The sequence below is a fragment of the Ignavibacteriales bacterium genome, assembly GCA_026390795.1.
Classification (GTDB): Bacteria; Bacteroidota; Ignavibacteria; order Ignavibacteriales; family Melioribacteraceae; genus Fen-1258.
The window spans coordinates 1,216,369-1,239,218 of the sequence record JAPLFG010000003.1 but is presented as its reverse complement, the minus strand read 5'-3'; the positions used below and the strand labels follow the sequence as shown (position 1 = coordinate 1,239,218).

At 37.7% G+C, this 22,850-nt stretch carries 23 protein-coding genes; 12 read left to right on the top strand and 11 right to left on the bottom strand.

The features are described 5' to 3' along the window. Positions 1 to 124 precede the first annotated feature (124 nt). The 4 genes from NTX65_09080 to NTX65_09065 form a co-directional block, all read right to left on the bottom strand. Positions 125 to 1,045: an MBL fold metallo-hydrolase gene (locus tag NTX65_09080; protein MCX6169481.1), complete on the bottom strand. Its 921-nt coding sequence runs from the start codon at positions 1,043 to 1,045 to the stop codon at positions 125 to 127. A 131-nt stretch (positions 1,046 to 1,176) separates the two neighbouring features. Continuing rightward, entirely contained in the window at positions 1,177 to 1,371 is a 195-nt protein-coding gene (locus NTX65_09075; protein ID MCX6169480.1) for a DUF2892 domain-containing protein, read from the bottom strand. A 169-nt stretch (positions 1,372 to 1,540) separates the two neighbouring features. After that, positions 1,541 to 2,494: a thioredoxin-disulfide reductase gene (trxB, locus tag NTX65_09070; protein MCX6169479.1), complete on the bottom strand. Its 954-nt coding sequence runs from the start codon at positions 2,492 to 2,494 to the stop codon at positions 1,541 to 1,543. A 139-nt stretch (positions 2,495 to 2,633) separates the two neighbouring features. Next, positions 2,634 to 2,978: a thioredoxin family protein gene (locus NTX65_09065; protein ID MCX6169478.1), complete on the bottom strand. Its 345-nt coding sequence runs from the start codon at positions 2,976 to 2,978 to the stop codon at positions 2,634 to 2,636. Between the two features lie 301 nt (positions 2,979 to 3,279). Between NTX65_09065 and NTX65_09060 the strand changes: the two genes are divergently transcribed. The 3 genes from NTX65_09060 (at position 3,280) to NTX65_09050 (ending at position 6,305) form a co-directional block, all read left to right on the top strand. Beyond that, positions 3,280 to 3,615 carry a hypothetical protein gene (locus tag NTX65_09060; protein ID MCX6169477.1) on the top strand — a complete coding sequence of 112 codons (336 nt, stop codon included), beginning with the start codon at positions 3,280 to 3,282 and terminating at the stop codon, positions 3,613 to 3,615. Between the two features lie 166 nt (positions 3,616 to 3,781). After that, positions 3,782 to 5,122: a multiheme c-type cytochrome gene (locus tag NTX65_09055; GenBank protein ID MCX6169476.1), complete on the top strand. Its 1,341-nt coding sequence runs from the start codon at positions 3,782 to 3,784 to the stop codon at positions 5,120 to 5,122. A 10-nt stretch (positions 5,123 to 5,132) separates the two neighbouring features. Then, entirely contained in the window at positions 5,133 to 6,305 is a 1,173-nt protein-coding gene (locus NTX65_09050) for a hypothetical protein (protein ID MCX6169475.1), read from the top strand. Positions 6,306 to 6,358: 53 nt separating this feature from the next. Here NTX65_09050 and NTX65_09045 read toward each other — a convergent pair whose 3' ends face one another. The 6 genes from NTX65_09045 to NTX65_09020 all read right to left on the bottom strand — a co-directional run bounded on the left by NTX65_09045 (position 6,359) and on the right by NTX65_09020 (position 12,362). Beyond that, positions 6,359 to 6,745: a NifB/NifX family molybdenum-iron cluster-binding protein gene (locus NTX65_09045; GenBank protein ID MCX6169474.1), complete on the bottom strand. Its 387-nt coding sequence runs from the start codon at positions 6,743 to 6,745 to the stop codon at positions 6,359 to 6,361. Position 6,746: 1 nt separating this feature from the next. After that, positions 6,747 to 7,166: a DUF134 domain-containing protein gene (locus tag NTX65_09040; protein ID MCX6169473.1), complete on the bottom strand. Its 420-nt coding sequence runs from the start codon at positions 7,164 to 7,166 to the stop codon at positions 6,747 to 6,749. Between the two features lie 75 nt (positions 7,167 to 7,241). Next, positions 7,242 to 8,603, bottom strand: coding sequence for a sigma-54 dependent transcriptional regulator (locus tag NTX65_09035; protein MCX6169472.1), 1,362 nt, complete (start codon positions 8,601 to 8,603; stop codon positions 7,242 to 7,244). A gap of 9 nt (positions 8,604 to 8,612) precedes the next feature. Continuing rightward, a complete protein-coding gene (locus NTX65_09030) occupies positions 8,613 to 10,628 on the bottom strand; it encodes an ATP-binding protein (protein ID MCX6169471.1) in 2,016 nt (671 codons plus the stop codon). Between the two features lie 98 nt (positions 10,629 to 10,726). Further along, positions 10,727 to 11,866 carry a hypothetical protein gene (locus tag NTX65_09025; protein MCX6169470.1) on the bottom strand — a complete coding sequence of 380 codons (1,140 nt, stop codon included), beginning with the start codon at positions 11,864 to 11,866 and terminating at the stop codon, positions 10,727 to 10,729. Positions 11,867 to 11,933: 67 nt separating this feature from the next. Next, positions 11,934 to 12,362, bottom strand: a complete 429-nt coding sequence (locus tag NTX65_09020) for a hypothetical protein (GenBank protein ID MCX6169469.1) — start codon at positions 12,360 to 12,362, stop codon at positions 11,934 to 11,936. A 238-nt stretch (positions 12,363 to 12,600) separates the two neighbouring features. Between NTX65_09020 and NTX65_09015 the strand changes: the two genes are divergently transcribed. From NTX65_09015 to NTX65_09000, 4 genes are read left to right on the top strand one after another with little or no spacing between them, the layout of a single operon-like run. Continuing rightward, positions 12,601 to 12,996 carry a YciI family protein gene (locus tag NTX65_09015; GenBank protein ID MCX6169468.1) on the top strand — a complete coding sequence of 132 codons (396 nt, stop codon included), beginning with the start codon at positions 12,601 to 12,603 and terminating at the stop codon, positions 12,994 to 12,996. Positions 12,997 to 13,030: 34 nt separating this feature from the next. Continuing rightward, the gene (locus NTX65_09010; GenBank protein MCX6169467.1) at positions 13,031 to 13,783 is read left to right on the top strand and encodes an arylamine N-acetyltransferase; all 753 of its coding nucleotides are present in this window, start codon (positions 13,031 to 13,033) and stop codon (positions 13,781 to 13,783) included. Next, positions 13,780 to 14,220, top strand: coding sequence for a GNAT family N-acetyltransferase (locus NTX65_09005; GenBank protein MCX6169466.1), 441 nt, complete (start codon positions 13,780 to 13,782; stop codon positions 14,218 to 14,220). The genes NTX65_09010 and NTX65_09005 overlap by 4 nt, the downstream gene beginning before the upstream one ends. Positions 14,221 to 14,280: 60 nt before the next feature. Beyond that, positions 14,281 to 15,432 (top strand): alpha/beta hydrolase-fold protein, encoded by a 1,152-nt coding sequence (locus NTX65_09000; GenBank protein ID MCX6169465.1) that lies wholly within the window; start codon positions 14,281 to 14,283, stop codon positions 15,430 to 15,432. 3 nt (positions 15,433 to 15,435) lie between these two features. Here the strand turns inward: NTX65_09000 and NTX65_08995 are convergent, their stop codons facing one another. Beyond that, on the bottom strand, positions 15,436 to 17,094 hold the full coding sequence (locus NTX65_08995) for a M28 family metallopeptidase (protein ID MCX6169464.1): 1,659 nt from the start codon (positions 17,092 to 17,094) through the stop codon (positions 15,436 to 15,438). A 134-nt stretch (positions 17,095 to 17,228) separates the two neighbouring features. Between NTX65_08995 and yjjX the strand changes: the two genes are divergently transcribed. The 5 genes from yjjX to NTX65_08970 all read left to right on the top strand — a co-directional run bounded on the left by yjjX (position 17,229) and on the right by NTX65_08970 (position 22,809). Then, positions 17,229 to 17,762 carry an inosine/xanthosine triphosphatase gene (yjjX, locus tag NTX65_08990; GenBank protein MCX6169463.1) on the top strand — a complete coding sequence of 178 codons (534 nt, stop codon included), beginning with the start codon at positions 17,229 to 17,231 and terminating at the stop codon, positions 17,760 to 17,762. A gap of 77 nt (positions 17,763 to 17,839) precedes the next feature. Beyond that, entirely contained in the window at positions 17,840 to 18,628 is a 789-nt protein-coding gene (locus tag NTX65_08985) for a PhzF family phenazine biosynthesis protein (protein MCX6169462.1), read from the top strand. A gap of 99 nt (positions 18,629 to 18,727) precedes the next feature. Further along, a complete protein-coding gene (locus NTX65_08980) occupies positions 18,728 to 19,705 on the top strand; it encodes a hypothetical protein (GenBank protein ID MCX6169461.1) in 978 nt (325 codons plus the stop codon). A 19-nt stretch (positions 19,706 to 19,724) separates the two neighbouring features. Next, positions 19,725 to 21,215: a sigma 54-interacting transcriptional regulator gene (locus tag NTX65_08975; GenBank protein MCX6169460.1), complete on the top strand. Its 1,491-nt coding sequence runs from the start codon at positions 19,725 to 19,727 to the stop codon at positions 21,213 to 21,215. A 1-nt stretch (position 21,216) separates the two neighbouring features. Then, positions 21,217 to 22,809: a serine/threonine protein kinase gene (locus NTX65_08970; GenBank protein ID MCX6169459.1), complete on the top strand. Its 1,593-nt coding sequence runs from the start codon at positions 21,217 to 21,219 to the stop codon at positions 22,807 to 22,809. Positions 22,810 to 22,850: the final 41 nt, after the last annotated feature.

Genomic DNA, 22,850 nt, shown 5'->3' with positions numbered 1-22,850 from the left:
GATAAAATTAAGTCTCGTTCGTCGCGGTAAAATACCCAATAGCACACGGATGACACGGATTAAAAGGATTTACACGGATCCGCTTGAACAATATTCATCTGTGTGCTGTTGTTATCTTCAAGCGTCAATTGTTTTGTTTTGAATTCAACTCATCAAATGTTTTTTCAAGATTCATTTTGCGCGCGCCTGCCCATCGCTCTTTAAGTCCTCCGAAACCGGGAATTTCACTTGCCGATGCGATCTGCTCTTTTGTCTTTCCGTTCTTTATTTCTCTCGAAACAAAATCAACAAGCGCAGACATATAATCTTTCATTGCTATCACATCGTCGATCGTACCGGTGACCAGATCATCCGACGCACCGTGACCGAATATGAAAACTGTTCCTTTTGTGTAATAATCGATTACCCGCTCAAGTACCGTAGACCAGTTGGCAACGGAACCGCCGCCGTTCGAATCGATTACCGGAAAAATTCTATTGAATACAAGATCGCCAACATGCGCAACATTTGCGTTCTGAAAATGAATTACGGAATCTCCGCCCGTATGCGCTGCGCCGAAATATTTTGCCGAGACGGTCTCTTTGCCCATCTCTTGATTCCACTCTTTCTTAAAAGTAAAATTGGGGTACGCCTGCGGTTTTGCCGGATCGTTCCCGTATGCTTTTTCCTGGAGCGCTTTGGAGTTCTCGTGAGCGATTATTCTCCCGGCAAAATCTTTTAAATAAATGTTGCCGCTTGTATGATCCCCGTGATGATGTGTGTTAAAGACGAGATCGAGCTTGCGAGAAGTTTTCTTTTGCAGACCTGCAAGCATATTTTTAGCCGTGTCCGGATATTGAGTGTCAATCACAACAAAAGCGTCATCGGTTACAAGCCAGCCGATCGTTCCGCCACGTTCTGTGTAGATGCCCAGGTTGTCGCGCAGATTTTTAAAGTTTCCGGTTGACTGCTGAAACATTTTTCCGAAATTCTTTGTGCCGGGCAGCATCAAACCACCGGCGATTAACGAGGAAGCCTTTAGGAATTCTTTTCTTGTCAAATTCATGATTGCCTCTTTTTCTTTTGGCTTTAATGATCGGTCATAATTTACAACAAAACTTAAATCGTACGCAAGAAGTTCAAATGCGAGGAACGGTTATAAAAGGTGCTTTGGGTAAATCTATTAGACGAAAATTATTATTCAATCTCTTTCTCTATTACCGGCGGTTTAACTTTTGGCGCGGGGACTTCACACGATCCGCCCGGACATGTATTAAAGATTCCGGTAAACAACGGAATGATTCCAATGAACCACCATCCGGCTTGAGAAATTAATCCGGCCATAATAATTACTGCGCCAATACCAATTCTTATTTTCCTGCTCTTATCCATAAAACAAACCTTTCGATGTATAATTGAAAAAATCTTCGAACCGCTTTGTGCCTTTGAGTCTTAGTGGCAACAAGAGGCGTTGTTCTGTAAGTAAATTTTTATGCCGCGAAGACACCAAGTCTCTAAGAAAGATCTAAAAAATTTTAAAACAACTTGTTGCAGTGCATCTTCAGTTTGCAGAAACCAGGTTCAGTTCTTTCTTAATATTATTAATATACTCGGAAGAACTTAATGCGGCGATCGTTCCGTCGGCAACAGCAGTTGTAACCTGTCTATATCTTTTTGCAATCGAATCACCTGCGGCATAAACACCCGCAATGTTAGTTCCCATATTCTTATCAACAATAATTTCACCGTAATTATTGAGAGCTATTTTATCCCCGATCTTTTCCGTATTCGGAACGTAACCGATAAAAATGAAAACACCATCAACACTCATCTCTATAATTTTTAGTGTTGCCTGATTCTGTATGCGTACTTTCTTCAGACTTTCATCACCTGCAAATTCAATGATCTTGGATTCCATAATGAAATTGATCTTTGAATTATTCTTTGCTTCTTCAACGTAGTGTTCAAGCGCCTGGAAATTATCAAATTGATGAACAATGGTTACTTTTGACGCGTATTTTGTAAGAGAGACGGCTTCTTCCAAAGCGGAGTTTCCGCCGCCTACTACAATAATTTCTTTATCTTGAAAAAAATCTCCGTCGCAAGTGGCGCAGTAGGAAATTCCTTTTCCTTTAAATTGTTCTTCACCCGGAACACCGAGAGTTCTTGATTTTCCACCGGTCGCCAGAATGATCGAGTGAGCCGTATAAACTTCTTTGTTATTTACTTCGACGGATTTTATTTCGCCTTCAAGATCAAGTTTTGTGATTTTGATATTAGACTTGATAACACAGCCGAATTTTTGCGCTTGAGTTTTCATATTACGCGCAAGCTGATACCCGCTGATACTTTCAACACCGGGATAATTCGCGATCTCGTGTGTCAGAACCATCTGCCCGCCTACAGCTCCTTCGTTAAGGATAAGAGTGCTTACTTTTGCGCGTGATAAATAAATTCCGGCGGTTAAACCAGCGGCACCCGCGCCGATTACAATTACATCAAAATGATTTTCCAATTTTACCTCTAAATGAAAAAAGCTATATCAAAACAATTTTTCTGTCACACCGAGCGGAGTCGAGGTGTGATTCGGTTATCCCATTTCTCGTCTTCGCTCGAAATGACTTTCATGATTTTTGAGTTAACCTTGCAATTATTTACTTACCAAATTTTTCGTCAAGTATTGTAGTTACTTGTTCTTTGCTTTGAATACTGCTTGTTGCTTTTACAACTTTTCCATTCTTATAATAGATAACAAAAGGAATTCCTTGAAAGCCGCGTACTTCCGGCAGATTGCGTATTACTTTAGCGTCGGCTGTGTCGAATTCCATGTCGGCAAATTTCACATTTTTATATTCGCCTTCAAGATCTTCCATTACTTCGTAGACGGGAATGCACATCGGTCCCATTCTTCCGCAGCAGATCATTACGTTTTCATTCTCTTGTAAAAGTTTTGAGTGTTCCTGTTCGGAAAGAACATGTGTAAGATTTGTATTAAGCATTTTTTTCTCCTTGTTAATAATTTCTTCTGAGTATTTGATGATATTAAACGGGGAACGATTCAAGCCAGTTTTTTTTATTTCCTATCTCCAACTTGCCTTGAAAATCTTTACGTATGTATGAAGTAACTGCATTTGAATTCGACTTCACTGACGAATACTTCGACTCAAAGATCTGTTCGAAATATTTTTTCTGATGAATAACCTAATTTTTAATTGAAATGCTTGAAATTTTTTTTGGCATGATCTTTACCATATGAGAGCCGTAGCAATAATTTAATAACAATATAAAAGGAGAAGTAAAATGAAACGCACGGCATTATTAACAATCGTAGTAATTTTTTCAATTCTTTTCTTGGCATCAACAGCAAATGCACAAACAACAGGTAACGGTCAGGGCAAGGGTGTAAAGACTAATTGGGTTGATGCAAACGGCGACGGTATCTGCGATAAAGTCGGTACGTCACTCCAAGGTGCTAACCGATCCGGCAAGGGTTACGGAAAGAAGGACGGAACCGGAAATCCACTTCGACCACAAGATGGAACCGGCTTCGGTGCAAAAAGCGGAAATTTAAGCGGCACCGGCGTGTGTGATGGCTCAGGTCCAAAGGGATCTGCGGCACGCAGAGGCGGTAAATAAATAATTAACCCGGCTGGTTATGAAGAAGGCATGATGACACATGCCTTCTTTTTTTTATGAATAAACTCTAAATATTATTTAAGATAACAAGGTCTTGATGATCCACGATATTTTGAGTATGTTTTAATCGGCTACAAACATATCACAATTAAGTTGGAGGAGAAAAATGAATAAGAAAATTTTATTCCTCGCTTTCTTGCTGTTGTCTAGTTCAACCTCGCTTTATTCTCAAACAGCACTCGGTTCACTAAAGTATGATGATTTTAAGAAACCGGAGTTTTGCGGAACATCATGCCACACTGATTTTTACCAGCAGTGGAAACAAGCAATGATGTCTCAAGCATACACTCACGAATGGGATGAAATTGAGTATTTCAAATTAGCCGTTCCTCATGCCGAAAAGGATTCTAAAGTTGCGGAAGTAAAAGCCGGATGCAACGGCTGCCACACTCCAATTGCATTTACATCAGGCGATGTTCCGCCCCCGCTTCCAAATAATAATTCCAGAGCTAATGAATCTGTATCGTGCGAAGTGTGTCATAGTATTACAGGATTCAGCGGAGATACACCGTTTAATTTTAATTACATTATGAAGCCCGGCAGAACAAAATTTGCATCCCGCATCCCCGATATTAAATCTCCGGCTCATGAAATTGAAATTAACCCGATAATGAAAACCGGTGACTTCTGTGGAATTTGTCATAATGAAAAAGATCCTTACGGTCTATGGGTTAAATCCACTCATCTAGAATGGAAAGAGGGACCGTATTTCAAAGAGGGAGTTCAGTGTCAGGATTGTCACATGACAAAGACTGAATTTAAAACTGCTTCGATGGGAACGAAATATCAAGATGCAAAGCTGCATCTGTTTCATGGCGCGCACGATCCCGGTAAAGTTAAAGGCGTGATTGAATTAAGAATTCATCCCGATGTTCGCGAAGTTGAACCGGGCGGAGTTGTTAAATTTACCGTTGCGCTTTTCAATCAAAAAACGGGACACAAATTTCCCACCGGTTCCGTTGAAGATAGAATTGTTTGGATGCACGTTGAGGCGGTTGACGAAAAGGGAAATGTCTATCATCTTCCCGTTGATAAAAAAGGTTTTGAAGGAGAAGAGTATTTAATCGGTGCGGATGTACTTGCTTACCAGGATATGGGGATAGCGCTTAACGATCCGAATTTCAAAGGCGTTCAACGCGATGGAATTCCGATTGGTGATAGAATTTTTAGAAAACCATATTTTGACCCGCAAGGAAGAATGACAATTCAGCAATGGAACACAGCATCTCAAGGTGTGGACTATAGAATTGGTCCGAGAGAAACAAAGACGGAAACGCTCACTTTCAAAGTTCCGGATAAAATTGCACCCGGTAAATTAAAAGTAACAGCCACGCTTAATTATCAATTGCTGGTTAAGCCCGTGGCGGATTTTCTCGGCGTTCCGGCGAGCGAATCTCAAATTCTAAAAGTTAACGAGCATTCAACCGAAATTACAATTTTACCATAACGAGGTTGCTATGAAAAAATTAATTTCTTTCTTGCTCATGCTCATATTCTTGCTCTTGATCTTTCAAGAAAGTTCTAATGCAATTCCCGCGTTCGCACGCAAATACAGTATGAGCTGCCAGACTTGTCATTCACCTTTCCCAAAATTAAAACCATACGGAGATGAATTTGCGCGCAACGGATTTACTTTGGCAGATAAAGATGCACCCCGTTACTTTTTGGATACCGGAGACGAAAGACTCTCGTTGATTAGAGAGCTTCCTTTAGCAATAAGATTGGAAGGATATATGACTTACAATCTTGAACAATCCGAAAAACTCGATTTCAGTGCGCCATATATTTTAAAATTTCTCTCCGGCGGCGCTCTTACAAGCAATATCTCATACTACTTTTATTTTTTCTTTAGCGAAAAGGGAGAAATAGTTGGTGTTGAAGATGCGTTCCTAATGTTTAACAATCTTTTCGATGAAGATCTCGATCTATACGTCGGACAATTTCAAGTTTCCGATCCGCTCTTCAAGCGGGAGCTTAGACTTACATTTGAAGATTATCATATCTACGGTGCAAAGCCGGGCTACGCAAAAGCAGATCTTGTTTACGATCGCGGAGTAATGGTTACTTACAACACGAAAACGGAAACCAGTCTTACTCTTGAGATTCTAAATGGAAATGGAATTGGTAAAGCGAATAACTTTAACATCTTTGATGACGACAAATACAAAAACTTTTTTGGCAGGATTTCACAAAATGTTGCGGAAGGAATTAGAGTAGGCGCATTCGGATATTTCGGAAAAGAAGATCTTGAAGATAATTTCAGCCGCAAATTCACAAATAGTTTTTCTATGTGGGGACCGGATGTAACTCTGAACTTAAAAGATAAATTGGAGTTTAATTTTCAATACGCACAGAGAAAAGATAATAAAGCAGATTTCTTTTCTAATGAAACCAATACAAAAGGATTATTCGGTGAGCTTATTTACACTCCTAATGGAGATGAAAGCAAATGGTACGGAGTTGCATTATACAATTGGGTAGATTCTGATGATAAAGCGCTTAACTATAAAGCAGGCACACTTAGTTTAGGTTATCTTTTAAGAAGGAACATCCGGCTTGTAAGCGAATACACTTACAACTTCGATAAGGAATATGGTCAGATGGGGATTGGAGTTCTTTCTGCCTTTTAGGAACTAAAGAAAAAGTAAAAGCTGCCGCAGATAAATTCTGCGGCAGCGTCTTTCTAATTATTATGTCCGCATTGATGGCCGTCGTCATGAGTATGACTTTCGTGTTGACGGCATGATTCACCCGAATCAACAAGTTCTCCCTTAACAAATTCTTTGACAAGTTCATTTACATCACCGCCGCATCCTCTAACAACATCTATTCCACTTTGATTTAGAACATTAACGGCACCGCCTCCTATATTGCCGGCCAGCATAATGCTGACGCCCATTTCCTGAAGAACAGATGCAATGTTTGATTTACATCCGCAGCCTTGCGGCGATTCTACAATCTGAGAGTTTTTAATTTCCCCATCTTCAACGGAGAACACAGTAAAAAATTCGCAATGTCCGAAGTGAGCATCAACCTGGTTTTCTTGTGTGGTGGGTACTGCAAACTTCATTTTATTTCTCCTTATTTATTTTTTTGCACTTATGGCAAGTTTCGTTTTTGTCCGATGGAACATTTTTTCTTGGTGAACCGCAATTTTTGCACTTAACCGCGCGCTTTTCTTTTAACTTTTCCGGGAACTCATTTCCTATTTTAATCGCCTTGCCGTTTAGAATTGCATCAACAACTTTATTCCTAGCGCTTTCAACTATACGGCCAAATGTTGAGCGGGATATTGTCATCTTTGCGGCTGCCTGTTCGTGCGAGTGCGCCAGATAGTCTGCCAAACGAAGTGATTCCAGTTCGTCGATTTCGAGAATTACTTCTTCCAGTTCTGATAAAGGAATTGACTGCGGCTTATAATAGTAAGCGGTTGGATTGCATTTAACGGTTCTATGTTTTTTGTTTCTCGGCATAATATTTATAATGAGCATATGCTCATAACAAACTTATGGCTTAATTTGTTATTAGTCAACTACGATTGCCGGGGCGGGATATACGTAATGGGATTAATTATTAATTCTTTCCAACCGCGATCTCAAATGCCGCTCGCTGATTCCAAGTATTCGTGCTGCGGCGCTTTTGTTGCCGTTTGTTCTAGTTAATGCTTCCTGAATCATTGTTCGTTCATACGATTTAATTTTTTCTTCATATCCGTCGTCAAAATTGTAAGGATCCATTTTTTTATCAATCTCTTTGATGTTTGTAAGTATTGGCAAATCTTCTATCGCGATGAATTCATTTCTCGTCAAAACTACGGCGCGTTCAATTATGTTTTCAAGTTCGCGTACATTGCCGGGAAAATTATATTTCATCAATTGGTCCAATGCTTCCCGGCTGATTCCTTTTATCTCTTTCTGATTTTCTTTTGCATATTTCTTTATAAAATGATCTGCCAAAACGGGAACATCTTCCTTACGCTGACGAAGAGACGGAAGAACAATCTCAACAACGTTTAATCTATAGAATAGATCTTCTCTGAACTCTCCGTTCTTTATCATCTCTTCTAAATTTCTATGAGTAGCCGCAATTATTCTTACATCTGTGTGAATTAAATTACTGCTGCCGATTTTTTGTACATCTCCGAATTGAATGACTCTAAGAAGCTTTACTTGTACAGATAACGGAACATCTCCTACTTCATCAATAAAAATTGTTCCGCCGTTTGCTTCTTCAAATCTGCCGATTCTTTGATTTGTAGCGCCGGTAAAAGATCCTTTCTCGTGTCCGAACAATTCGCTTTCGAGCAAATTTTCGGAAAGCGAAGCTACATTTACAGTTATAAACGGTTTATCTTTCCTCGGACTGGTAAAATGAATTGCTTTAGCGATCAATTCTTTTCCGGTTCCACTTTCGCCTCTTATTAATACGGTTGCCTTGGAATTCGCAACTCTTCCGGCAGTGTTTAATACGGCTTCCATCAAATTGCTTTGAGAAATGATCTGTTCAAACCGGAATTTATCTTGAAGCTGCTCTCTTAATAATTTATTCTCGCCGATCAGCAGTTTTCTTTCTTTAATCTTTCCAAGAATATTTTCCAATTCATCCAAATCGATCGGTTTGGTCAAATAATCAAACGCGCCTTCTTTCATAAGGTTTACGGCGCTTTCAATAGTTCCGAAGGCGGTCATCACAACAATGTCAATCTCAGTATTTAGTCCTTTCATTTTTTGAAGAACTTGCAAACCGTTCCAGCCGGGCATATTAAAATCAGTCAGTACAATATCGACCAAATTTGATCCGGCGATTCTATACCCATCTTCTCCGTTACTCGCTGTATAAATAATAAACCCGCGCTTAGTTAAAAAACTTTTTAAGGATTGTAGCTGAGATTCTTCATCATCAATAACTAAAATTGAAAAGCTATTCATTCTTTCCTCTTATGAATAATACTTCGGTAAAACAATTGTAAAAACAGTTCCATTTTTCTGTTCACTTTGTACAGAGAGCAATCCATTGTGTTCGGAAATTATTTTCTGAACAATGCTAAGCCCGATTCCGCTTCCTTTTGATTTTGTTGTGAAGTAAAGATTAAAAATCCGTTTCAGATCATCGGATGAAATTCCTTTTCCGTTATCCGCGAACTTAATTTCGACTTGATTATTCTTCAGTTCTGTAACATCAATATTTATTTCTCCTTTCTCGGCAACCGCATCAATGGAATTTTCAAATAAATTTATGAATACTTGCGTCATCTGTGTTTTATCCCAGAGAACACTGCCGTCATAACCTAGACTAATATTCAGTTTGATTTTTTTCTGTGCTAAGAGCGGCTGATACTGTTTCTCTAACTGATCAAATAATTCATTTATAAAAAAATCAGTTGCATTAATCGGCTGGGGCTTAGCAAATTTCAAGAAGCTCTCTATTGTCTCGTTTATCCTCCTCACTTCTTTATAGACAACTTGAGTCAGACTTTTAAATTCATCTTCATTCTCTTTCGGAGCGAAGTCTTTTCCTAACTGTTGAGCAATGGTACCAATAGAATTCAAAGGATTTCTAATTTCATGGGCAACCGAGGAAGCTAACTCGCCCATTGCCACAAGCCGTTCACTTCTTTCAATTTGTTTCTCAAGCAATTTCAATTCGGTTAAATCTCTTAACACCAATATTGTTCTGTTCTCTTTGTTCTCATCATAGAAGTCGCTCATTGAGACTAAAAATACTTTTTCCTTTCCAGCAATATTACACTCGATTTCTTCTATTGAGGAAGTTGAATGCAAAATCTTTTCACACTTACTGCCTGCAAAAAAAGAAAAGAACTCTTTTCCTTTTGATTTTCCTTCATCAATACCAAGAAGGATTTCACCGGCTTTATTAATGGTCTGGATCTTCTTACTTGAATCTAAGACAATAATTCCATCACTTACATTATCTATTATGCGGCTCGAGTAGGATTCAATTGCGGTAAATCTTTTTGAAAGCAGATCGAAGTTTTGTCTTACAAAGATCAACGTCATGGTTACAAATCCAAAAATAAAAAGAACGATTCCTATAAAGATAACTCTTCTTGTTAACCGCTCATTTATTTTATTCAGCGGTTCCATCGAAATCCCCAGCCGGAATATTCCAATTGTTTTGTTGTTATACACGAATGGATGCAACGCTTCAAAAACTTCTAGCGAACCTATTTTTGCAATGCGCCATTTATATGAATTTTCTGAGAGAGTTTTTTTTAATACTTCTGAAGAATCAATTGCTTCTAAATTTTGAACTTCACCGGAACCTGCAATTATTCCTTTTTCATCTTGCAATGCCGCATATACAATTTGTGAATTCTCGGTTACTTTTTTCAGCAGAATACCAAAACCAACTTGTTTTCTAAATTTTAACAGATCTTCAGCGTCAACATTAAGCACAATTGCACCGCCGTCTTTTGTTGATACTGCAACCGCAAATCTTTGTCCTTCTTGAAACCGAGCAGACTTAATGCCGATAATAAGTGTATCGGCTTCACCATTCAAAATTGGTTCAATATACTTTATAGGATTTTCCTTTTCGGGTAAGTCGGAATGAATTTCTCTATGGCTGGTAAATCTTTTAATTCCATTCCTATCAAAAATGTTTATCCGGTAAATCTGATTATTCTTTGTAATATTTTCTAAAAGGGAATTGTTAACTAAACCGTTTTCATACATCATTCGGATCATTACGGCATTACTCAGCAGCTTTTGTTTTAATTCATTTTCTATTTTCTCGTATGAGAGGAGAGCAATGTTGGATGAGGCAAGAAGAGTTTCGAGCAAGGAATGTCCTTGTTTTTCCATCAACTCCAGCATCTCGCTTTTGCTTTGGTTCAATTCGATAAGACTGGAAGAGATGACAATTACGGCGGTTACAAAGAAAATTAAGATCAGACTTTTCGTTTGGACAAAAAAATTCTTAAAAACCTTCACTTCAATCCTCAATCTATAAATTCAATTTACTGAAAAATTCATCAATAATAAGAAGCGAAGCTTTGCAAATGGATTCAGCTATATTTGATTTAACGGCTTTAAAATTGAAACCCCAGATTTAGACTAAGTGAATTGTTTTTATAATTGAATGGAACGCTGTTCGATTTGTTATCAATGAGTTGATAGTTTAGCCCTATCGATAGATTGGTGTCATTTAAGAATCCCAAAGGAATACTTTTCTTGATTGAAAAGTTAAAAATATTTTGAGTGTCATTTCGCATTACACCGGTATCGTAATTGTAAAGAACGTCATAGATTCCTTGAGAAGGATAGTGTTTTTGATTCAAATATAATCCAGATTTTAATTCTAAGTCATCGAAAAATATCTGAGTGAGTTCAACAGAAAGATTGTTGCCCTCATAATTTACCGGATCATCAAACATTTCGGATTCATCACCGTAGATCATATTCAGATCTTTCACAAAGGCGCCGAATCCATTCAGAATACTTCGGTTCGTAAATTGTACTGCCAGCCCGGTTGTTGGTGTAATCGATTGAGCGATTCTTCCGAAGGAAACCAACTGTGTAATTGATGAAACATTCTTATCTATATAAGTATCTGTTATTAGTGTGTTGTTCTCATCAAGATAAGTATATGTGCCTGATTGTACGGGGTTAAGATATTTTTTGTAATTAAATGAACCGCCGGTTATAAGCGTTGTTCCGCTCTCAAAACCATGGTTTATATTCAAACCCAAACTTCCTTTGTAATTATCCATTATACTTATATTCTTATACTTGGTAAGACTTAGATTCGGAGACAAAGTAAAGTGAAAATCTTTCAAACTGAATTGGTGACGATAATACGCAGTGATATTCGAGTAATCATAGTATGTATAAATATCTTTGTTCAATCCTTGCTCTGCATAAATACCTAAAGCGGAGTTTTCATAGTCTTTCCATGCGGCAATTTGATGCCAATAAAAATTTCTTTCGGGTACAACATCAAAATTCAGGTAACTTCCGTAATAACCAACGGAAAAATCTCCAATATGGTTTTCTAATCCGAAATCTACTGATGAGAGAAATGTTTTTGTTGCAAGCTGAGTGCGGAAAGGATTGTCATTATATTCTTGATCTGTGGATAATTTAAAACTCCACTGAGCAGTGCTAATTGAGAAGATTGAAAATAATGTGATGAAAAAAATAATTACTTTGCTGCTTACAAGTTGATACATTTATAACCTCAAAAAAAATGGGACTCCAAAGAGTCCCGGTTAACTGATTTTTCGATTTTACTACATACTACTTTCCGCCTCTATGTCCGCGTCCGTTTGTTCCATGAGTTCCTGTAGAAGTTCCAGTTCCAACCCCATTACCGGTTCCGTTTTTAGGACCAACGCCATTATTGCCGGTGCCATTGCCGGGACCGTATCCGCCCTTACCGTTTTTCCCGCCGCGTTTACCTTTGCCTGCATTGTCGTTAATTCCGTCACCATTCAAATCAACAAATTTATTTTTCTGAAGTTTTGGACCTTTATAATCCGGATCAACTCCATTTGGAATTCCATCTCCGTCATGGTCGGGCGCGTTATCGTTGTAACCGTCTCCGTTTTTATCCACGAATCCCTTGCCATGTTGAGCCGGAGGATTTGGGTTTTGTGTTTGTGCGTAGATGTTTGAATATGCAATTAGAATTGCGAAGAGAGCCACCAGTGATACGAACTTTTTCATTTTAAACTCCTGGGTTAATGTAAATATTGTATTGTTTCAAATAACATAAGTAAAAAAACGTGCCAGGAAGAATTTGTATGAATTTAATAAAATTTTATACGAATTTTCTAAGAGAGGATTTAACATTCAACCAAAGAGTCGCACTATTCGTCCAGCGGGTCGAATTTGCTTCTAAGATTAATATTTATGTAAGACTAGACCAATTTCATCATACAATTAATTTTGAAAAGGAGTCGGTATGAAAAAAATGATCTTTACTTCAATTATTTTTCTAATTGTTGTAAATATTTCTTTTTCACAAAGCAAAGAAACTCAATCATCAAAAAAGCAATATCTCTATCTTCTACGTCTCGACAAAACTATGCTTGATACCGCCGCTTGGACACCGGAAAAAAATAAAATTGTACAGGAGCACTTTGCGAATCTGCAAAAAATGCTCTCCGATGGAACTTTAATTCTAGCCGGAAGAACACAAAATGCTCTCGATAAAACATTTGGAATTGTTATTTATGAAGCAGATTCGTTTGAAGAAGCAAAAACAATAGCAGAGAATGACCCCGCCGTTAAAGCTAAAATAATGACGGTTGAGGTTTTCCCTTATGGCGTAGCGTTGATGAGAACCGAAAAGAAATGATTCCGATCTTTTCAATATTGCAGAAGATCATTTTATGAAAATTGAAGAATATCTAAATCGGATTGGTATAGAAAAGATCAAACCGCCGTCTCTTGATTTTCTGACGGAACTTCAAAATGCCCACATGCTCTCGATTCCGTTTGAGGATTTAGATATACCGGAGCGGGATAATATTGTACTGGATCTTGAGCGTATTTATAAAAAAATAATTCCAACAAAGCGCGGCGGATTTTGTTACGAGCTTAATGGATTATTTCATTGGCTGCTTACTCAACTCGGTTTTGAAGTTGATATGTTGTCTGCACGCGTCTTTAATCATGAAAGGAAAGATCTAGGTCCCGAGTTTGATCACATGACTCTTCTTGTTCATCTTGAAAAAAAATATATGGTAGATGTTGGCTTCGGTGATTCATTCCGGATTCCTTTGGAATTTCCAAACGGGGAACTGTGGGATGTAAGCGGATATTATAAAATTATCCGCGTTGCAGAAAACGAATTTGATCTGAGGAGGAGAGAAAATTACGAATGGAGGCTGCAGTATAAATTTTCTTTAACTTTACGCATGTTTACAGATTTTGAAGAAATGTGTAAATATCAGCAGACATTTCCAGATTCAATATTTCGAACAAGAATGCTTTGTACAATTGCGACTCAGACAGGTAGGATTACACTAAGTAATTCATCTTTAACAATTACCGATAACGGAACTAAAACGAAAACAGAAGTGAAAAACAAAAATGAATTTTACAATTTGTTGAAAAAAAATTTTCAAATAGAGTTGTTATGATCTACGAATTCAAAAAGGGGAAATACTCAATCAGCACCGACAAGCGGAGACTGCAGATCAAAACCATTCATGGGTTTCTTATTGATGCATATTGGTCTAAGGGTATTTCAGTGGAAAGAGTTAAGAAGGCAATTCATGGCTCAATCTGTTTTGGCGTTTACTACGATGAGGTGCAAATTGGATTTGCACGGGTTGTCACTGACCGCGCAAGCTTTGGTTACATTGCTGATGTTTTTATAATTGAAGAATATCGCAAGCGCGGGTTGTCCAAATGGCTCATGAAGTGTATTCTAAATTATCCAGAACTGAATGACCTAAAATCGTGGATGCTTGCAACCAAGGATGCTCACGGCTTATATGCAAAATTCGGTTTCGAGAATTTGAAAAATCCAAAGAGATTCATGCGAAAACAAAATCCAAAGTATGTTCAAAGATAAACTCCATCTCTATTATTATTTTAACAAGAGAAACTTTTAATAATGTAATTGAGGATCATCATGAAACGCATTTTATTGATTTTAATTTTTGCCGCATCGCTGTCTGTGTACTCGCAGGAAAAGATTAGCGTAACATTTAAAATTGAAACGCCGACATTGAGCGACAGCGACAGAGTATACATTGTTGGGAACACGGAAGAGATCGGGAATTGGAATCCGTCAAAAGTAATGCTCGATAAAATTTCAAATGAATTACGGCAGAAGACTCTCACTTTTGAAAAAGGGACAACAATTGAGTACAAATTCACAAAAGGAAGCTGGCAAACGGAAGCATTGAAAGCCGATACAACTGTTCCGCCAAACGCAGTTTTGAAAGTTGAACATGATACAACTATTAATTCCGTCATTAACTATTGGAGGGATAAATTTAATTCCAAGGTAACGGCTAATTTCAAAGTTCAGGGGCAGATAACCGGCAAAGTTGAATATTATAAAAATTTTGCAATAGACGGATTAAAACCGAGAGACATAATTATCTGGCTGCCGCCGGATTATGAAAAAGAAATCAACAAAAGGTATCCGGTTCTCTACATGCACGATGCGCAGAATATTTTCGATCCCCGAACATCAACCAATTTTATCGATTGGCAAGTTGATGAAACTGCGGATAGTTTAATTCGAAACGGTGTGATCCAGCCGATTATAATGGTAGGGATGAATAATACCGTTGACAGAAGTATAGAATATTCCGATACACCCCTTGGCCGACTTTACATGAAATTTATTATTGAAAAAGTAAAACCGTTCGTTGATTCAAAATATAGAACTTTGGCAGATGCTAAGAACACTGCGGTTGCCGGTTCATCAATGGGCGGGCTGATCTCTATGATGTGCGCATGGGAACACCCCGAAGTATTTTCAAAGGCGGCTTGTTTTTCCCCGGCATTCAAATTCAGAGACATCAATTATGTAAACAAGGTTTTGGAATATACCGGGAAGAAAAAAAAGATCACTCTTTATATTGATAACGGCGGAGTTGATCTGGATGCGCAACTTATGCCCGGGGTTAACGAGATGGTCAACATTCTTGAGAAAAAAGAATTTTCAATTGATAAAGATCTGTTCGTTTATATTGATAAAGCGGCAACACACAACGAAGCCGCCTGGGCTAAACGAGTATGGCGGCCTCTAAAAATATTTTTCGGTAAATAAAAACTATTTCATCATTGCATCCCGGTTGGCTTTAAATGGGGAGCCTGCCAGCCAATTCGGGAATTTGTTTGTCATGCTTAGATCGTAGCCAACTTCAAAAATAATTTTTAAGTCGGCTAACATTCCGTCGAATTTCCAGATGTCCGGTTTATACTCATCGGAAGGTTTATGATAATTCTCTCTCAGCCATTTTGCTGATTGATCCAGGCCCCATTGTTTGCCATGTTCGATGTTATCCATGCCGCTTCCAAAATAGAGAACAGGAACACCGACCTTTGCAAAACTAAAATGATCGCTTCTGAAGTACATTCCCTTTTCAGGAGTTGGTTCTGGTACAACATACCTCTCGTTTTCCTTAATTACCTTTTCGGCATAATCATCTAATTCGGAATCTTTAAAACCTGCTAGAGTGATATCATTTGTTTTTCCAAATACGTTCAGCGCGTCCAGGTTTATTTCGGCTGCGGTTTTCTTTAATGGAACGAGAGGATGTTTTGCATAATAATCACTTCCGAGTAATCCCGCTTCTTCACAAGTAACCGAAAGGAAAACGATAGAACGTTTCTGAGGCTGCCTTAGAGAGGCAAATGCTTCGGCGATTTCTAAAATTCCAGCCACACCGGTTGCATTGTCTACCGCACCATTTAAAATTGAATCGCCCTGAGCTGGATTTGGTTTAACACCGAAATGATCCCAGTGAGCTGTATAGATAATATATTCATCGGCAAGTTCTTTTCCGGGAAGTATTCCAATGACGTTATTCGATTTTATGTAAGCAAATTTACTCTTGAATGAGATTGACATTTTTGATGAAAGAACAACAGGTTTAAATCCTCTTTGAGAGGCGGATACAATTTCTTTATTATAATCTAACCCGGACATTTCAAAAATTTTCTGTGCGGTTTCTGTGGTAACCCAACCGTTAAACTCGCAGTTTGACATGTTTTTGTCCGGTGAGTCTAAATAGAATCTGGTGCCTGTCCAGCTATTTTCAACAACGCCCCATGGATAACCCGCGGCATCGGTTTCGTGAATAATTATTAAGCCCGCAGCGCCCTGTCTTGCGGCTTCTTCATATTTATAAGTCCATCTTCCGTAGTATGTCATTGCTTTGCCGTTGAATAAATTTTTATCGCCCGTAGCGAATCCGGGATCGTTAACAAGAACAACAACCGTTTTACCTTTTACATCAAGTCCGCGGTAATCATTCCAATTATATTCCGGTGCAACAATTCCGTAACCGGCAAAAATCATTTCTGAGTTTTTCAATGAAGTATTGTCTACAAATCTTGTTGTACCAACAACAAAATCTTTTGAAACGGAAAGATTTATAGTTTCTTTCTTGTCTTTAACTACTGCGGTTACCGAATTTTGGTTTGTAGTAATTTCGACAAGAGGAATTTCTTGCAAATAACTATTCCCGTTACCTGGACGCAGCCCAATCTTCTTGAATTGTTCTTGAAGATAATTGATAGTCCGCTCTTCTCCCAGAGTTGCAGGAGCGCGTCCCCTAAAATCATCGGAAGCCAATATTGAAATCTTTTCTTTTAATCCGTCAGCGTTAATTTTATCCAACGCAGTCTGAATTTCTTTTTGACCATTACTGCAGCTAACCAAAAGAAGGGATGATATCAAGAAGACAAAAAAGAGTTGATTCTTCATAAATTCTCCGTGATAATTTTATATTGGTTTTAATATGCTAGAATAGCTAAGAGATTGTAATGAACAATCACATGGAAAAATAACAAATTATTTTTGTATTCTTTAAAGCATTATTTCTTTTTAAAGGCGGTAATATGAAAGTGCTGGTAGGATCAAAAAATCCCGTTAAAATAGATTCTGTTAAGGAAGCGTTCGCAAATTATTATGATAGTGTTGAAACCATAGGTATTAATGTCGAATCCGGTGTTTCTTCTCAACCGGTAGGAGATCAATCTTTCATCGGTGCTCAAAACCGGGCAATAAAACTCAAAGAATTAAACCAGACTCAAAATCTATCCGCTGATTTTTTCGTAGGCATTGAAGGTGGTATTGCCAAACAATTTGAAAAGTGGTTTGCGTTTGGCTGTATGTGCGTTATTGATAAAGAAGGAAGAATCGGGTTTGGATTGTCTCCTCATTTTGAATTACCCATGAGCATAGTTGAAAAACTTTTACAGGGGATTGAGCTTGGCGATGTAATGGATGAAATTATGAATCAGCAGAACACAAAACAGAAACACGGAGCCATTGGATTTTTTACAAACGGTGTAATGAATAGAAAAGAACTTTATATCGAAGGATTAAAAGTTGCTCTAATTCCTTTTTTGCATAGAGAAATATTTTTTTAAAATCTTGCTGCTAATTTATAGAACAGCTTGATTGAACATAGAGTTGGTATAGAATAAATAAATGAAAGGAGTATTTCATGACGTTTCCAATTTATCAAGTTGATGCGTTCACTTCAAAATTATTTGGCGGAAATCCCGCGGCAGTTGTTCCGCTTGAAAAATGGCTCGATGACGATATTCTTCAGAAAATTGCCTCAGAAAATAATTTATCAGAGACAGCATTCTTTGTTAAGGAGAATGAGTATTACCATATTAGGTGGATGACGCCCGCAAACGAAGTTCCCTTATGCGGACACGCAACCCTAGCATCGGCTTATGTGATTTTTAATTTCATTGAAAAGAATTCTACAAAAATTAAATTTATGTCTAAGAGCGGCGAATTAATTGTTGAGCGGGACGGAGAATTGCTTACACTCGATTTTCCGCTGCACAAGCCGAGACCGGTGAAGATGAGCGATGCAATCAAAAAATGTTTTGATAAGGAACCGGTAGAAGTTTTAGAAAACGGATTTTATCTTCTAGTTGTTTTCGATTCGGAAAAGTTTATTCGAAATTATGAGCCTAAAATTGAATTAATTAAAAAGATCCATCCGCACGCGGTTATAATTTCCTCTAGAGGAGACGATGTTGATTTTGTCTCTCGCATGTTTGCGCCGAATGAAGGAATTGACGAAGATCCGGTAACCGGATCTGCACATACGGTTCTGGTTCCTTATTGGTCCGAAAAATTCAATAAGAAAAATTTTCGTGTACTTCAAGTTTCAAAAAGAATGGGTGAACTCTTTTGCGAGGAGAGAGGAAACCGCGTTAGAATCTCCGGCAATGCTGTGCTCTATTCCACAGGAAGTCTATTTTTGAGTTTATAATTAGAATTATTTCCTGCATATTTGCCGCAAGTCTTTTGGCTTTTATTTATCTTTGTTTTAACAAGGCAACGGCTTTTTGTCCAGTGGATTTAATCTGATATGAAAATTTTTCGTGGTATGCTGTCTCTAGTTTTGATCGGTGTCGCACTTTCGTGCGACGCTCCAAGATTAAATCCGCTCGATCCACTAAATCCAGGATACCAGCTTGCTTCAATTGAAGGTACAATTCAAACGGCTGCTTTACCTCATCAACCTATTGAAGGAGTAAAAGTTTACTGGAAAAATCAAAATCTATTGGTTGAAACAAATGCCGCGGGAAAATTTTTGATTGATCAGCTGCCGCAGAAACAGGGTTGGATCTATTTTGAAAAAAATGGATACAGCAATGATTCTCTTCTTATCAACCTTATAAATCAGAGAACTCAGCACATTGATGCTACTTTAAATGCAATTCCACAGCTTGACAGTCTTGTAATTTACACGAGCGTTGTGAATAGATATCCAACTGTTCAGAGCGACACACTTTATGTGAAAGCGAAAATATCAGATCTTGAAAATGATATAGCTACTGTTTTTATCCGCTGTACCGAACTGAACATTAATAAAAGTCTTTCATTTAAATCTTCTTCCGGATTCTATGAAAATAAATTTACATCATCCGATTTGAATTTAACTTCGATGGATGAAGGAATCGGTAAAAATTTTGAAATTAGTGTATATAACGCGGCGGGTAAAGAATTTAAAATCGGTTTTTCAACAATTAAAAGAACCATACGGCAAGATATCATTTTCAAATCTCCGGCAAATCTCGAAATTGTAAATAAGCCCATTAAATTTGTCTGGAATAGATTTTTACCTGGATTTAATTTCAGTTATAATTTTGAGATATACACAGAAGGTAATTCTCCGAAATTAGTTTTTGGACCTATAAATTTTTCAAAAGAAAAAGTTGAATTTACAGCCGACATAACCGAAATAAATAATTTGCCCGCAGGCCAATATTTCTGGGTAATCTGGGTTATAGATGATTTTCAGAACCGTGCCCGCTCTTTGCCTGCATCTTTTGTTGTTCAATAAAAAGTGAGACGTTCTATCAATGAGTGATTTTTTTAAAGAAAATATTAATCACATAAAAAATCTTTCTAAGGATGAGTTCGAATCACTTTATGAATTCACACAGATATTAAATTCGGCTACCCGCCAGGATTTATTAATAGAAGACGCGATTGATATTGTCATTAATGTTATAAATGCGGAACGGGGTTTGTTTGTTAAGTATGATGAAGAGAATGATAATTTTTCAATAATTTCTGCGCGTAAGATTTCTAACGAAACAATTACTGATCTTCACGAATTTTCTTCCGGTATTCTTCAGAAAGTAATTAAAGAAAAGAAACCTCTTCTTTATCACGATGTTATGGGAGATCCTCATCTCTCACAATTTGAAAGCGTACAGATACAACGAATTAAATCTGTTATCGGCGTTCCGATTGTTAGAGATGAAAAAGTTTGGGGAGTAATAGTTGCGGATAGCCAGTTAGACCGCCGCGAGTTTACAGACGAAAATCTTTTATTCTTAAGTTTCTTTTCAAATCTAGTTTCACTCGCACTGGACCGTATAATTAAATTGGAAGAACTTGAAAAAGAAAATCAGATTCTCACCAATCGGCTGCAATCACTATTCGAAATTCCCGACATGATTGGTGAAAGTCCTGTTATGCGTAATCTTTCTCAAATTCTTTATAAGGTGGCACTTACAGATACAACAGTGTTAATTACCGGAGAAAGCGGAACGGGAAAAGAAATTGCGGCAAAAGCAATTCATGATTTGAGTAAAAGAAAGGATAAACCATTTCTTGCACAGTTCTGCGGCTCAATTCCGGACAATCTTCTGGAAAGTGAACTGTTCGGTTATAAAAAGGGCGCATTCACGGGCGCAAATACAGATAAGCAGGGCTTGCTGGAAGCCGCCGATGGCGGAACATTTTTCCTTGATGAAATTGCAGATATTTCCATTGCTCTTCAGGCAAAACTTTTGCGGGTGCTTGAGAATAGAGAAATTATCCGTCTCGGTGATGTGAAAGTAAGAAAGATTAATGTTCGCATAATTACAGCAACGAACAAGGATTTGCAAGCACTTGTAAAAGACGGATCTTTCAGAGAAGATTTATTCTACAGATTGAATGTATTCCCAATTCGCGTTCCGCCTCTTCGTGAAAGAAGAAGCGATATTCCATTGCTCGTAGATTTCTTTATTAAAAAACTCGGCTCTAAAGATATGTTAATTGATTCTGCCGCAATAAAAAAATTAGAAAGTTATTACTGGCCGGGAAATATTCGGCAACTGATCAATGTTATTCAGCGAGCTCTGATACTTTGCGACGGAAATAGATTACACACCGACCACATTATTCTTGAAGATCAAGCAGTGGTGGCTACTTTTCAAGGCACACTTAGAGAATATGAAATGCTGCTTCTCAAAAAACGGCTGGAGGAATTCAATCATAATAGAACATCAACCGCTAAATCTTTGGATGTTTCTGTTAGATGGATTCAGCTGAAACTGAAAGAAATGGGCGAGCAATAAAATGTCTTCTCTTACATCGGAAATATTATTCGAAAAGTTTCAGATCATTGAAGTTCTCAAGAAAGATGAGCATGCTGCCGTTTTTCTTGCCAATCATATTTATCTAAGCAAAAAAATTATTCTCAAAGTTCTTAACACGCAGAAACTGCCCGACCCTTCGATGGTAGAACGTTTCAAGCGTGAAGGAAAAATTCTTGCCAAACTAGATCATCCGAATATCATAAAGGTTCTCGATTTCGGGATGAGCAAAGAATTCTTCTACATTTCATTTGAATATATTGAAGGAGAATCTCTCCGTAATATCTTCAAAACAAAAACTCTTTCACCGGAACAGAAAGAACATGTGATGATCCAGATACTAAAGGGGTTGGATTATGCACACAAGAATCAAATTATACACCGAGATATCAAACCGGAGAATATTTTTGTAGATAAGAATCTCAATGTAAAATTGGGCGACTTTGGATTAGCTCTTTCTGCTGAAGATAATTTCGTTACAAATCCGTATTCAATTGTTGGAACGCCGAGCTATATGAGCCCTGAACAGGTACGCGGTGCAAAACTTACACCCCAGAGCGATATTTTTTCTACCGGCGTTGTATTGTTTGAACTCTTTACCGGAAAGAATCCATTCTTGAGGGATAATGTTAGTCTTACGTTGAATGTAATAATGGCTTACGATGAAAACGAAGTTGCTAAAATGACCGGAGATCAGCCGGAATTAATAAAAGAAATTCTCTTCAATATGTTGAAGAAGAATATGACGCAGCGTTATGAATCCGCAGAAGAAATTTTAGATGAATTAAACGTTCACGTTGACCAGCCAACGATTGTAATTAACAATGTTGATAGAGAGGGGAATAAATCTAAACTTGCCTGGATCTTTATTGCGGTAATTTTTCTTGGAATAGTTGCAATTTTTGTTGTGCCGATGTTGAATCAACCGGGTCAGAATAAAATTATACCCGGCGGCGATAAAGGAAATATATTAAATAATAATTCTTCTGAACCGAACAGCACACAGCAAGAGAATCAACAAGCAAAAGATCAAGTTGATTTGAATAATCTTAATAAACCGCTTGTTGATAATAAAAATTCAATACCCGCTCAAGATCAGAATACAGATTCATCCCCAAAACAGGATAATAAAGTTGGTATGGGCTGGCTTGATGTCCAATCTTTTCCTGTAAACGCGGGTGTCTCAATAAGTGGAGAAAGTTATGGACCAACTCCATTTGATAAAAGAATTCCCATACTTTCGGGAGAATATTCAGTAGTGTTTACTCATCCTAAATACCCGACCTTTTATAAAAATGTTACAGTTGAAGCTGGTAAAGTAACTTTGGTTCATGTTAATATTGAAGAGGAAACGATGGGGTTCATTTACTGCTCAGTTTTCCCGCCAGTTGGTGATATATACATTGGCGGAACCATAAAAGCTGAAGCACCGATGATTGCAAATAAATTTATTAAAGTTGTTCCTGGTCCGGTTGATCTGAAAATAAAAAACCCGATGTTCAAGGACATTGATACTTCGTTTGTTATAAAGGCAAGAGATACACTGAAACTTAAGTTCAGATTCAAAAACAATTAATTTTTCGCAATGCAAAGAAAAACTTTTTCATAAATATCTTG